Genomic DNA, 14,374 nt, shown 5'->3' on the forward strand with positions numbered 1-14,374 from the left:
GTACTACTGACGTAACTGGCGCAATCCAATTACAAGACGGTACTGAAATGGTAATGCCTGGTGATAACGTTGAGATGGGCGTAGAGCTTATCCACCCAATCGCTATGGACAAAGGTCTTCGCTTCGCTATTCGTGAAGGCGGCCGTACTGTAGGCGCTGGTGTTGTTGCTAACGTATTGAACTAAGACTTAAGTCTCAGCAATGAGCTTATGAATTAGTCATAGAAAAGGCCATCCTATCTAGGGTGGCCTTTTTTTGTGGAGGGAAGTGAAACATTACTAAAAATAGAATAAGAGCTTTAGCGAAATAATAACTCACGATATGTGAGATAGAGATAATTATTTGTTAGATAGCATATTGTAATCTACGGCATAGCTTGTTATATTATCGCTGCACTTAACGCTAACAGTTATTTTAGATTGCGGCAGTGCAAAATCAGGTAAAATTAATAATTTTACCGTCAAGGGCTTGCATTCTATGCTAAATATTGTATAATGCTGTCCTTTACACCCATAGGCGATTGGCTCAATTGGTAGAGCATCGGTCTCCAAAACCGAGGGTTGTAGGTTCGAGTCCTACATCGCCTGCCATCTTCTTATCACATCTTTGTTGTACCCCACCATCTCCGAAGCGAGTTCTTTATGAGCAATGATCAAGATAACCTCGAGACTAAGTTATCTGATGCCAAGGCGGTTGCTGGTGGAATGCTGTCTAAAAATAAGCCTGTTTCAGCTAGTGGTACTACTGCTGTTGAAGTGGCTAAGACTGGCTCAATAAAAGATTTGATTTTGTGGCTACTTGCCGCAGCTGTATTAATCGGTGCGACTCTAGTAAATCAATATTTACCAGGCTATTGGCAACCTGCCAACGACGTCTGGGTACGTATTGGTATTATTGTCGCACTTGTTGTATTTGCATTAGTCTGTTTGGCGTTAACGCATCAAGGTCGTGCTTTTAAAATATTATTAAAAGACGCTGCCGTTGAGCTTCGCCGAGTGACATGGCCAGGTAAGGACGAAACCTTTCAATATACATGGCAAGTAATTGTTGTGATTGCGATTGCTGGTTTCTTTATTTGGTTATTGGATAACTTTTTTAATTGGTTCGTTGGTATCTTTATCGGTTAATAGCACGTATTAGTGACTATTAGCGAGACATTTACTCATAACGACTTATTTATAATGATCAGGAGCGTGATATGCGTTGGTATATTGTCCAAGCGTTTTCAGGATATGAAAAACAAGTACAACGTTCATTAACTGATCGTATTAACCGTAGTGACTTCGCTGAGTCATTCGGTGATGTATTGGTTCCTACTGAAGAAGTCGTCGAAATGAAAGACGGCAAAAAACGTAAGAGTGAGCGCAAGTTCTTTCCTGGATATGTATTGATCCAAATGGAAATGAACGACAATACTTGGCACATCGTAAAAGACTGTCCTCGTATTATGGGTTTCATCGGTGGTACGCCTGAGATGCCTGCACCGATTACGCAAGTAGAAGCTGATCGCATTTTAAACCGTTTGAACCAGACTGAAACTGACCCACGTCCTAAGACTCTATTTGAGCCAGGCGAAGAGCTGTTGGTTATCGATGGTCCATTTACTGACTTTAAAGGGTTGGTAGAAAAAGTGGATTATGAGAAGTCTAAGCTACATCTAACAGTAAACGTATTTAATCGACCTACACAGGTTGAGCTTGAATTTAGTAAAGTCGAAAAACTAGACTAAATTAGCAAAAAATTCATCAACCGGGGAGCTGTTAGTCAATTAGGTATATACCACGTTGATTTGGCGCTATTACCCATTTAGGAGAGTATCATGGCTAAGAAGATTGATGGTTACATCAAACTGCAAGTGCCTGCAGGAAAAGCAAATCCTTCACCACCTATTGGTCCAGCTTTGGGTCAAAAAGGCGTGAACATCATGGCGTTCTGTAAAGAATTTAACGCTGCGACCTCAGGCCAAGAGCCAGGTCTACCGATCCCAACTGAGATCACAGTATACAGCGACAAATCTTTTACCTTCATCATGAAGTCACCACCAGCTGCATACTTACTACGTAAGGCTGCTGGTATTGCTAAAGGTTCAGGTACACCGAACACTGCTAAAGTTGGTAAAGTTGACCGTGCACAACTAGAAGACATCGTTAAGACTAAGAATGCAGACTTAACTGCTGCTGATCTTGACGCTGCTGTCCGTACCATCGCTGGTACTGCACGTTCAATGGGTATTACCGTGGAGGGTGTATAATGTCTAAGCTAACCAAACGTCAAAAAGAAATTCAAAGCCGTATTGATAACGAAAAACAGTACACTATTGAAGAAGCGGTTCAAATCCTAAACGATTTGCCAGCGCTAAAGTTCAAAGAGTCTATCGATATCGCAGTAAACTTGGGCGTTGACCCACGTAAATCTGATCAAGTAGTTCGTGGTGCAACCAACCTACCTGCGGGTACTGGTAAAACCAAACGCGTTGCTGTATTCGCTCAAGGCGCTGCTGCTGAAGCCGCTAAAGAAGCTGGTGCAGACATCGTTGGTTTTGAAGACCTAGCAGAGCAAATCAAAGCCGGTAACATGGACTTTGATGTTGTGATCGCAGCTCCAGATGCTATGCGTGTTGTTGGTCAGTTAGGTACTATCCTAGGCCCACGTGGTCTAATGCCTAACCCTAAAGTTGGTACGGTAACGCCAAACGTTGCTGAAGCTGTGACTAATGCGAAAGCTGGTCAGGCTCAGTACCGTGTTGATAAAGCTGGTATCATCCATGCAACTATCGGCCAAGTTGGTTTCACTGCTGATCAAATTGAGCAAAACGCGCAAGCGATTCTTTCTGATCTAAAGCGTGCTAAGCCTGCTACTTCTAAAGGTACTTTCATTAAGAAAATTACCTTGTCTAGCACGATGGGTCCAGGTCTAACGATCGACGCTGTTCCTTATCGTACTGCTAAATAATTAAAGTTTTTATCTTCAAATATTTTGAGTGATAAACACAAACAGTTTTTAAAGAATTAGGTCAGCGTAGTATTTGCTACGCTGTCTAAGACCGTAGGTAGAGAGTAGTTTAGAGTCATAGTTAGCGATCTTCGGATAGTTGCTTATGATAATAAGTCACTTTTGTTAATCGACGACAGATGAAAATCTTAGTTGTCCTACGCAGACGGTGGCCCACACAGTTTAAGACACGAGCGAATAGGGCGATAAGGTTATTTATAACCTTCAAACTATTACTCAACGTCATTCTGATAACGGTGCCGTAATCAGTCGTTACCAGTAGATGCTTTTTTTATTAATTGAATCCACTGGTAATGTGTCGTATCAAGTCAGTCTTAGCTTACAGTTTGAGCGCATAAAAACCTTGTTTTTGGCACTTTTATTATAAGTCGATTGATAAGATTAAAGGAGTCAACTTATGGCATTAACGCTAGAACAAAAACAACAAGTTGTGGCTGAAGTGTCTGAAGTTGCTGCTAATGCTTACTCAGCAGTAGCTGCCGAATATCACGGTATTGGTGTTGCACAGCTTACTAAGCTGCGTGAACAAGCTCGTGATAAAGGTGTTGTTTTAAAAGTGGTAAAAAATACACTAGCAAAACGCGCTTTTGAAGGCACTAAGTTTGAGAGCATGTCAGACCGTATGACTGGTCCACTACTTTTGGCTTTCTCTATGGAAGATTTGGGATCTGCTGCTCGAGTCGTTTTCGACTTCAGCAAAGATAACAAAGCTTTAGAGACCAAATTAGTATCAGTCGGTGGTGAAGTTTATGGTCCAGAAGAGCTAGAGCGCGTATCGAAGCTACCAACTCGCGACGAAGCAATCTCTATCTTGATGGCTACTATGAATGCACCAGTGACCAAGCTTGTCCAGACTATGAACGCTGTTCCTGGCAAGTTCGTTCGCACTGTAGCGGCAATCAAAGACGCAAAAGAAGCTGCTTAATTGCTTGTTTTAACGTAACTTTAACATCGCTAATTTTGGTTGAATTTTATTGTCACATTAGGCAAGCAATCAAAGCGATATTAGAATCAATTAATTTTTATCAGATAACGGAGAGTTCTCATGGCACTATCTAAAGATGACGTGTTAAATGCAATCGCTGAAATGTCAGTAATGGATATCGTTGAGTTAATCAGCGACATGGAAGAAAAATTCGGCGTAACAGCTGCTGTTGCTGCTGCACCTGCTGCTGCTGGTCCTGCTGCTGCTGCTGCTGAAGAAAAAGACGAGTTTGACGTAGTTCTTGCCAGCTTTGGCGAGAAGAAAGTTGGCGTAATTAAAGCCGTACGTGAAGCTACTGGTCTTGGCCTAAAAGAAGCGAAAGATTTGGTTGAAAGCGCTCCAGCTCCAATCAAAGAAGGCGCATCTAAAGCTGAAGCTGAAGAGTTGAAAAAGAAACTTGAAGAAGCTGGTGCAACTGTTGAACTAAAATAAGTTTAACACTGTACGAAAAAAAGCTGGTAATGCCTTGCATTGCCAGCTTTTTTTTACTATAATTCGTAGCTTGACCTTTTGTGTCTGCCAACATACGTATGCAACATCACGGTGGATACCCATCAAAAGGACAGACGATATACATGCAAGCACACATGCCAGTTTTTGAAATCAGTTAATATGAGCTAAACGTCTGTAGATGTTTGGCATTTTTTTGTGTCTGCATGCTTTCCTATCAACACTATAGTTTATACTGATTCTAAAAGTTATAGTTACCCCGATTATTAATCCTGAAAAAAGCGGTATTCTTAAAAAAGCTGTTGATCATAAGTTGCCTATTTGGTGTGGCATGACTGTCGATATTCAGTCTCACAGACAGTTTGTATGTGTAGGGAACATAGTTCGGTAATAAGTAGTCTAGATGGCAAGTGGTATGGATGCAATCTTAATAGACATTATTCCCCAGCAATGTATTTGTAAAGTAAGCCTGATAGGCAATGTGTTATAGATTATATAATATTGAATTTTTTGGTTGCAACAGTCATATAGACTGATTCACTTACCATGAATCTAGCAAGCAACGACGAGATTAAGTGAAGTGTGCTAGGTAAGCACTGAAGAGTAAAGTAGTAATTGACAGAAAAGACATGAACTGAACACGAAGACCCGTTTTATATTATCGTTTACGTCGCCACGTTTGCATCGTATTTATGCATACTGGCCACGCTTTTAATTTGTTTCCACGTTTACTGTAAGGACTCTCGATGGCATATTCTTATACTGAAAAAAAGCGTATTCGCAAAAGTTTTGCTGAATTGCCCACTGTAATGGACATTCCCTATTTACTGTCTATTCAAGTAGATTCTTACGAGCAATTTTTGCAAGAGCACAAAAAGCCGAAAGCTCGTGAGAATACTGGTTTGCAAGCTGCGTATTCCTCTATTTTCCCAATTGAGAGTCACTCTGGTAACGCAGAGCTACAATTTGTTGAGTACTATTTAGGCACGCCTGAATTTGATGAGCGTGAGTGTATCTTACGTGGTTCAACGTTTGCTGCGCCTATGCGTGTCAAAATCCGTTTGATCATCAAAGACAAAGACAGCAAAGACAAAGATAGCAAAGCTGCTATCAAAGATATCCGTGAGCAAAGCGTCTATATGGGTGAGATGCCTTTGATGACGGCTAACGGTACTTTCATTATCAATGGTACTGAGCGTGTTATCGTATCTCAGCTACATCGTTCACCTGGTGTGTTCTTTGACCATGATAAAGGTAAGTCGCATTCAAGTGGTAAAGTGCTTTATAACGCACGTATTATCCCTTACCGTGGTTCATGGTTAGACTTTGAATTTGATGCAAAAGATTTAGTATTTGCTCGTATTGACCGTCGCCGTAAACTACTTGCGTCAATCATTCTACGCGCACTTGGTCTAACAACTTCTGAAATTCTAGATTTATTCTTTGATAAAGTTGCTGTTTATAAAGGCGAAGAGCAGTTTGAGATTGATTTAGTTGCTGATCGTCTACGTGGCGAAATGGCTCAGTTTGATATCGTATCACCTGAAGGTGACGTTATCGTAGAGCAGGGCAAACGCATTAACGCACGTCGTATCCGTCAGCTTGAAGAAGCAGGTATGACGAAGATTGCTGTGCCTGATGAGTATCTATACGAGCGTATCTTAGCAGAAGACATCGTTGTTAATGACGAAATCATTGCTAAAGCAAACACGCCAATCGACCATGAATTATTGGTTAAATTGAGCGCGTTTGAAGCCAGTGAATCTATCAAAGAATTCAGCATTCTGTTCACGAATGATATCGACCAAGGTAGTTATATTGCCGATACGCTACGTGCTGATAGTACGTCAAGCCGTGAAGAAGCGTTGATCGAAATTTATAAAGTAATGCGTCCAGGTGAGCCACCAACGGTTGAGACTGCTGAGAAACTGTTTGAGAGCATGTTCTTTAACGCAGATCGTTATGACTTATCAAATGTCGGTCGTATGAAGTTCAACCGTCGTCTTGGTCTTGAATTTGACAATACTGATGATCCTGATATCCAGCGCGAACGCAGTGTATTGACCAACGATGATATCGTTAACGTTCTAAAAGAACTTATCGAGATTCGTAATGGTCGCGGCGATGTCGATGATATTGACCATCTTGGTAACCGTCGTATTCGTTCAGTAGGTGAGATGGCAGAAAACCAATTCCGTGTTGGTTTAGTACGTGTTGAGCGTGCCGTAAAAGAGCGTTTAAGCTCAGCAGAATCAGACAACTTGTCACCACAAGATTTGATTAACTCTAAGCCAGTAGCGGCTGCGGTTAAAGAATTCTTTGGTTCAAGCCAGTTGTCACAGTTTATGGATCAGAACAACCCGTTGTCTGAAGTTACCCATAAGCGCCGTGTATCAGCGTTAGGACCTGGTGGTCTAACTCGTGAACGTGCAGGCTTTGAAGTACGTGACGTACATGATACCCATTATGGCCGTGTATGTCCTATTGAGACTCCTGAAGGTCCAAACATTGGTCTGATCAACTCACTAGCAACATTTGCTAAAACCAACAGCTTTGGCTTCTTAGAAACGCCTTATCGCCGTGTGGTTGATGGTAAAGTTACTGATGTTATTGAGTATCTATCAGCAATCGAAGAAGTAGGTACTGTCATTGCACAGGCTGATTCTCCGATGACTGAAGATGGCGCGTTATCTGACGAGATGGTCAGTGTACGTAGCTATGGTGAATTTGTTCGTATGCCGCCAGAAAAAGTGACGCATATGGATGTATCACCAAGTCAGGTAGTATCGGTTGCAGCAGGTCTGATTCCGTTCCTAGAGCATGATGATGCTAACCGTGCCTTGATGGGCTCGAACATGCAGCGTCAGGCTGTTCCTACGCTACGTGCTGATAAGCCGTTAGTAGGTACGGGTATGGAGCGTCACGTTGCTCGTGACTCTGGTGTTTGTGTTATCGCTAAGCGTGGCGGTGTGATTGAAGATGTTGATGCATCACGTATCGTTGTTCGTGTAAACGAAGACGAGATGACTGCTGGTGAAGCGGGTATCGATATCTATAACTTGATCAAATACACGCGCTCTAACCAAAACACTTGTATCAACCAACGTATCATTGTTAACCAAGGTGACGAGATTGCTTTGGGTGATATCTTGGCTGATGGTCCTTCAACGGATCTTGGTGAGCTAGCATTAGGTCAGAATATCCGCATTGCATTTATGCCGTGGAATGGTTACAACTTCGAAGATTCAATCTTGTTATCTGAAAAAGTAGTTAAAGAAGATCGTTTCACTACTATTCATATCCAAGAATTGACTTGTGTGGCTCGTGATACCAAGCTAGGTACAGAAGAGATCACTGCTGATATTCCAAACGTTGGTGAAGCAGCATTATCAAGTCTTGATGAAGCAGGTATCGTCTATATCGGTGCTGAAGTTGACGCTGGTGATATTCTAGTTGGTAAAGTGACGCCAAAAGGTGAAACGCAACTAACGCCAGAAGAGAAACTACTACGGGCTATCTTTGGCGAAAAAGCGGCTGACGTGAAAGACACGTCACTACGCGTACCGACTTCAAGTAAAGGTACGGTTATTGATGTACAGGTCTTCACCCGTGATGGCGTTGAAAAAGACGCACGCGCAAGAGCGATTGAAAAATCGCAGCTTGATAGCTATCGCAAAGATTTAAAAGAAGAGCTACGTATCTTTGAAGAAGCAGCACGTGGTCGTATTGGTAATCTGTTAGATGGTCAAAAAGTCAGTGGCGGTGCTGGTCTAAAAGCTGGTACGGTTATGGCCTTGGCTGATATGAAAGATATGAGCCTTGAGACGTTGCTTGATATCCAACCAGTAGAAGAAGAAATCTCTGAGCGTCTAACGCAAATCGCTGATTACTTGGTTGATAAGCAAAAAGACATCGATGTGAAGTTTGCTGAGAAAAAACGCAAATTGACTGCTGGTGATGACTTACAACATGGCGTACAAAAAATCGTTAAAGTATATCTAGCGGTTAAGCGTCGTATTCAGCCTGGTGATAAGATGGCTGGTCGTCATGGTAACAAAGGTGTTGTATCGCGTATCATGCCAGTTGAAGACATGCCTTATGATGAAAATGGTAATACCGTTGACATCGTATTGAACCCACTTGGTGTACCATCTCGTATGAACATCGGTCAGGTTCTAGAGACGCATTTGGGTATGGCAGCGAAAGGATTGGGCGAGAAGATTGACGGTATGCTCAAATCTCAAGCAGCAATCAAAGAGCTACGTGATTTCTTAGACAAAATCTATAACCAAGTAGGCGGTGAGCAAGTTGATCTTGATAGCTTGAGTGATGATGACATCATGGCGCTAGCAGACAACTTACGTGGCGGTGTACCGATGGGCACAGCAGTATTTGACGGCGCAAGAGAAAGCCAGGTTAAAGACTTGCTCGAGCTTGCTGGTATGGATCGCGATGGTCAGCAGACGTTATATGATGGTCGTACAGGTCAGAAGTTTGACCGTAAAGTAACCGTTGGTTACATGTACATGCTCAAGCTTAACCATTTGGTTGATGACAAAATGCATGCGCGTTCAACGGGTTCTTATTCTCTAGTGACGCAGCAGCCACTCGGCGGTAAAGCTCAGTTTGGTGGTCAGCGCTTCGGTGAGATGGAAGTATGGGCACTAGAAGCATACGGCGCGACTTACACGTTGCAAGAAATGCTAACGGTGAAGTCGGATGACGTTGAAGGCCGTACTCGTATGTACAAAAACATCGTTGATGGTGAGCAGTATATGGATCCAGGCATGCCTGAGTCGTTTAACGTACTGACCAAAGAAATCAAATCACTGGGTATTAATATTGAGTTAAAACAAAGCAACTAGCCCGTTGTTTAACTTAGTTGTCCACTAAAGGCAGTCTGCTTTATTGCTGCTGCTTTTAGTGATTTGTCTCAACCCTATTCATTGCCTTCATTCATCTTATCTGCGTCAATGGTACGCTGTCAGATGATTATAAAGATAACGGAGAAGCAACTTGAAAGATTTACTCGATATCATGCAAAGCCCTACCGGCAACGGTAACCAAGAGTTTGATAGCATTCAAATTACTTTAGCCTCACCTGACGTTATTAAGTCATGGTCGCACGGCGAAGTAAAAAAGCCTGAAACCATCAACTATCGTACGTTCAAGCCTGAGCGTGATGGTCTTTTTTGTGCCAAAATCTTTGGCCCAGTAAAAGACTTCGAATGTTTATGTGGTAAATATAAGCGCCGTAAGTTCCAAGGCGTTATCTGTGAAAAATGTGGTGTTGAAGTTACCACTGCTAAAGTCCGTCGTGATCGCATGGGTCATATCGACCTAGCCAGTCCTGTGGCGCATATTTGGTTCCTAAAATCATTACCAAGCCGCATCGGTCTATTGCTAGACATGACGCTACGTGATATCGAGCGCGTTTTATATTTTGAAAGCTACATCGTTACTGAGCCTGGTCTAACCAGCTTAGAAAAGTACCAGTTGCTTGATGATGAAGATTATTACAAAGCGCTTGAAGAGTTTGGTGATGAATTCACAGCTAAGATGGGTGCTGAAGCCGTTCAAGACCTATTAAAAGATATCGATATCGATCTTGAAATTGATGAGCTTCGTGAAGCGATTCCACAAACTGGTTCTGAGACTAAGCTTAAGAAGATGTCTAAGCGTCTCAAATTATTAGAAGCATTCCGTGATTCTAATAACAAGCCTGAGTGGATGGTAATGAACATCTTGCCAGTACTACCACCAGATTTGCGTCCTCTAGTACCGCTAGAAGGCGGCCGTTTTGCGACGTCAGATCTAAACGATCTATATCGCCGTGTGATCAACCGTAACAACCGTCTTAAGCGTCTGCTTGAGCTAAGCGCACCTGACATCATCGTACGTAACGAAAAGCGTATGTTGCAAGAGTCAGTAGATGCGTTGCTTGATAACGGTCGTCGCGGTCGTGCCATCACTGGTAGTAATAAGCGTCCATTGAAATCTTTGGCAGATATGATCAAAGGTAAGCAAGGTCGTTTCCGTCAGAACTTACTTGGTAAGCGTGTCGATTACTCTGGTCGTTCGGTTATCGTTGTAGGTCCAACACTACGTCTACATCAGTGTGGTCTACCTAAAAAAATGGCACTAGAACTATTCAAGCCATTTACTTATAACAAACTATTGTCTCATGGTTTAGCGACTACGATTAAAGCTGCCAAAAAGATGGTAGAGCGTGAAGAGCCACAAGTGTGGGATATGCTGGCCATGGTTATCCGTGAGCATCCAGTACTTCTTAACCGTGCGCCAACACTTCACCGTTTGGGTCTACAGGCATTTGAGCCAGTACTGATCGAAGGTAAAGCAATCCAGTTGCATCCGCTTGTTTGTACTGCATTCAACGCCGATTTCGATGGTGACCAAATGGCTGTTCACGTGCCATTGACGCTAGAAGCGCAGCTTGAATCACGTGCCTTGATGATGTCTACCAACAACATCTTGTCACCTGCGAACGGTGATCCGATCATCGTACCATCTCAGGATGTTGTACTAGGTCTATATTACATCAGTCGCTCGTCTATTAATGCCAAAGGCGAGAGCATGATTTTTGCTACCGTTAATGAAGCATTGCGTGCAATTGGTTCAAATGATCTACATGTAAACGCTAAGATCAAAGTACGTGTTACTGAGACGCACATTGACGAAGATGGTAACGAGACCAAAGAAATCAGTATCAAAGATACGGTTGCTGGTCGTCTACTTATCTGGAACATCATGCCTAAAGGTATGACGTTTGATGAGTGTAACCAAGAGATGACGAAGAAAAACATCTCTCGTTTGATCAACTCTTGCTACCGTAAAGTTGGCGTAAAAGAAAGTGTTATGTTTGCTGACCAATTGATGTATCTTGGTTTTGCTCAAGCAACACTATCTGGCGTGTCTATCGGTATCGACGACATGGTCATTCCACCACTTAAAAAGCAAATCATCGAAGTGGCAGAAGGCGAAGTTCGCGAAATCGAAGATCAGTTCGAGCAAGGTTTCGTAACTGCTGGTGAGCGCTATAACAAAGTAGTTGATATCTGGTCACGTACCAATGACAAAGTCGCTAAGGCGATGATGGACAACTTGGCAACAGATAAAGTTATCAACGCAAAAGGTGAAGAAGACGAGCAGAAATCATTCAACTCTATCTTTATCATGTCAGATTCTGGTGCTCGTGGTAGTGCGGCACAGATTCGTCAGTTGGCAGGTATGCGTGGTTTGATGGCTAAGCCGGATGGCTCAATCATTGAGACACCGATTAAAGCTAACTTCCGTGAAGGTTTGACCGTACTACAGTACTTCATCTCAACTCACGGTGCACGTAAAGGTCTAGCGGATACGGCACTGAAAACGGCTAACTCGGGTTACCTAACTCGTCGTCTGGTTGATGTGGCACAAGATTTGGTTATCACTAGCGATGATTGTGGTACTGAAGAAGGCCTACTCATGAAACCACATATCCAAGGTGGTGAAATCATTGAGAAGCTCGGTGAGCTAGTACTGGGTCGTGTGACTGCTCGTGACGTTACTTACAATGATGATGCTGATAAAGTATTGATTCCAGCTGGTACATTGATCGATGAGTATTGGGTTAACGTCCTTGATAACAACGCAATCGATGATATCTGGGTACGTTCAGTAATTACTTGTGATATCGAACATGGCGTATGTTCACAGTGTTATGGTCGTGACCTTGCACGTGGTCATAAAGTGAATATTGGCGAATCAGTCGGTGTTATGGCAGCTCAGTCTATTGGTGAGCCGGGTACTCAGTTAACCATGCGTACGTTCCACGTGGGCGGGGCAGCGAGCTCAGCCTCTGTAGACAACAGCATCTCTGTACGTAATGCTGGTCAAGCGCACTTTGAAAACATGAAAACAGTACAGCACACCGATGGTCACTTAGTCATCGTATCGCGTTCAGCTGAAATCGCATTGACCGATGAGCTTGGCCGTGAGCGTGAGCGCTATAAAGTACCATATGGTTCAAGCGTACTTGTGAAAGACGAAGAGCAGGTTGAAGGCGGTCAAACTATCGCCAAGTGGGATCCGCATACGCATCCAATCATCACAGAATTTGCTGGTACAGCACGCTTCAGTGACATCACTGATGGTATGACTGCAACAGTAAAAGTTGATGATGCGACTGGTATGAGCTCATTTGAGATTCTAGCTACTCGTGACCGTTCAAGCTCGGCAAAAGACTTACGTCCTGCGATTATCTTGAACACTGACGAAGGCAAAGAAGTGGTTTACTTCTTACCAGCTGAAACTATCATCCGCGTGAGCGATGGTGAAAAAGTAGCAGCAGGTTCGATTCTAGGCCGTGTACCACAAGCTTCTTCTGGTACGAAAGATATTACCGGTGGTCTACCACGTGTTGCTGACTTGTTCGAAGCACGTCGTCCAAAAGATCACGCTATCATGGCAGAAATGACTGGTGTGGTAAGCTTTGGTAAAGAGACCAAAGGTAAGAACCGCTTCATTATTACTAATGAAGATGGTGAAGTACATGAAGAGCTAATCCCGAAATGGCGTCAAATTAACGTCTTCGAAAACGAGACGGTAGCACGTGGTGAAGTGATCGCTGATGGTCCACAAAACCCACATGATATCTTGCGTTTGAAAGGTCAGACTGCACTTGCTGATTACATCGTCAACGAAGTACAGGACGTTTATCGTTTACAGGGTGTAAAAATCAACGACAAGCACATCGAAGTTATCATTCGTCAGATGTTGCGTAAAGTTGAAATCACTGACGGCGGCGATTCAAGTCACTTCAAAGGTGATCAGGTCGAGTATGCAGATATCAAAGCATTGAATGCGAAGCTAGAGGCGGAAGATAAATTCCCAGTACAGTTTGAGCGTCAATTACTAGGTATCACTAAAGCAAGTCTGGCAACTGAAAGCTTTATCTCAGCAGCTTCTTTCCAGGAAACAACTCGTGTACTAACTGCGGCTGCTGTGACTGGTAAAGTAGATGAGCTACGTGGTCTGAAAGAAAACGTGGTTGTTGGTCGCTTGATTCCTGCAGGTACTGGTCTTGCTTATCATAAAGCACGTAAAGAAAAAGCAGATCAGAAACTACAAGATAAAGATTTGAATGCAGCGTTTGATATGACTGCAAGCACTGATAGCAAAGACTTTGCAAGCTTCGACGAAGCATTTGCTCAAGAGTTAAATCAAGATAATTAATCGTATTAAGTATTTTGATTCATTCTTAATTTGATAAAAAAGCCAGCCTAAGTTGCTGGCTTTTTTGTGCGTATAAAAAACTGAGAAAGGCATGGTGCTATTATCTAAAAAAATAGTACACTGGAAATACGCTCTAATTCACTACTCATAGAAGGATAGTTAGCAAATGGCAGGTAAAACTCGCGTCGCCAAATATCAAGCAGATCGAACCAATCAAAAGTTATATTTCTGTCGTTTATCTTGCCAATCTGCAGGAAGTACCAATGATAAGCAGTTATACCAAGCACATTGTGAGACTGCTATTTTTCACTTGCATGGTGCTTTGCTAGCATTTATTCAGGAGCTCGGTCATTTCTATAGCCTAAGTATGACGGCGCCAACTTTGCTCGATATTGAGCAAGCACTGAGCGAGCGTACCCAAGTATCTCCTGAGATTCAGCGTTTGCAGCAATTACAGCAGCAAGGTTTTATCGCCAATATAGAACGTGCTTATCAGCGTTGTCTTTATGCAGTACCGCCAGATACTATCGTCGATGAAGCGCTAAGCAGTCATTCAGCGTCGCCAGACTTGATTGTCAATGTTGTCACTTTATCTAACCAATGGCTGCCTGATGAGACCACAATACGAGAATGGCGCAATCAGCTTTTAGAGCTGATTGAACAACTGCGTGCAGGTATGGTCGAGTTCTAATA

General features: G+C 42.9%; 9 protein-coding genes, 1 tRNA gene and 1 pseudogene. All 11 read left to right on the plus strand.

What is annotated here, in order from left to right; genetic code table 11:
• A pseudogene (tuf, locus tag JMX96_RS08310) lies at window positions 1–185 on the plus strand (elongation factor Tu); the annotation flags it as partial.
• Between the two features lie 329 nt (window positions 186–514).
• A tRNA-Trp gene (locus JMX96_RS08315) sits at window positions 515–590 on the plus strand.
• 51 nt (window positions 591–641) lie between these two features.
• The gene (gene secE, locus JMX96_RS08320; protein WP_201568637.1) at window positions 642–1,127 is read left to right on the plus strand and encodes a preprotein translocase subunit SecE; all 486 of its coding nucleotides are present in this window, start codon (window positions 642–644) and stop codon (window positions 1,125–1,127) included.
• Between the two features lie 71 nt (window positions 1,128–1,198).
• On the plus strand, window positions 1,199–1,729 hold the full coding sequence (gene nusG, locus JMX96_RS08325; protein WP_057761729.1) for a transcription termination/antitermination protein NusG: 531 nt from the start codon (window positions 1,199–1,201) through the stop codon (window positions 1,727–1,729).
• Between the two features lie 90 nt (window positions 1,730–1,819).
• The gene (gene rplK, locus JMX96_RS08330; RefSeq protein ID WP_057761727.1) at window positions 1,820–2,251 is read left to right on the plus strand and encodes a 50S ribosomal protein L11; all 432 of its coding nucleotides are present in this window, start codon (window positions 1,820–1,822) and stop codon (window positions 2,249–2,251) included.
• On the plus strand, window positions 2,251–2,952 hold the full coding sequence (rplA, locus tag JMX96_RS08335; RefSeq protein ID WP_057761725.1) for a 50S ribosomal protein L1: 702 nt from the start codon (window positions 2,251–2,253) through the stop codon (window positions 2,950–2,952). The genes rplK and rplA overlap by 1 nt, the downstream gene beginning before the upstream one ends.
• Before the next feature lie 457 nt (window positions 2,953–3,409).
• Window positions 3,410–3,937, plus strand: coding sequence for a 50S ribosomal protein L10 (gene rplJ, locus JMX96_RS08340; RefSeq protein ID WP_057761724.1), 528 nt, complete (start codon window positions 3,410–3,412; stop codon window positions 3,935–3,937).
• Between the two features lie 120 nt (window positions 3,938–4,057).
• Window positions 4,058–4,429 (plus strand): 50S ribosomal protein L7/L12, encoded by a 372-nt coding sequence (gene rplL, locus JMX96_RS08345; RefSeq protein ID WP_057761722.1) that lies wholly within the window; start codon window positions 4,058–4,060, stop codon window positions 4,427–4,429.
• Window positions 4,430–5,193: 764 nt separating this feature from the next.
• Complete coding sequence (gene rpoB, locus JMX96_RS08350; protein WP_201568644.1) at window positions 5,194–9,312, plus strand: DNA-directed RNA polymerase subunit beta; 4,119 nt, start codon at window positions 5,194–5,196, stop codon at window positions 9,310–9,312.
• A 151-nt stretch (window positions 9,313–9,463) separates the two neighbouring features.
• Window positions 9,464–13,681, plus strand: a complete 4,218-nt coding sequence (gene rpoC / locus JMX96_RS08355; protein WP_201568645.1) for a DNA-directed RNA polymerase subunit beta' — start codon at window positions 9,464–9,466, stop codon at window positions 13,679–13,681.
• A gap of 166 nt (window positions 13,682–13,847) precedes the next feature.
• The gene (locus tag JMX96_RS08360; RefSeq protein ID WP_201568646.1) at window positions 13,848–14,372 is read left to right on the plus strand and encodes a DUF6586 family protein; all 525 of its coding nucleotides are present in this window, start codon (window positions 13,848–13,850) and stop codon (window positions 14,370–14,372) included.
• The last annotated feature ends 2 nt before the right edge of the window (window positions 14,373–14,374 follow it).

The sequence above is a fragment of the Psychrobacter sp. JCM 18900 genome (assembly GCF_904846625.1).
GTDB lineage: Bacteria > Pseudomonadota > Gammaproteobacteria > Pseudomonadales > Moraxellaceae > Psychrobacter.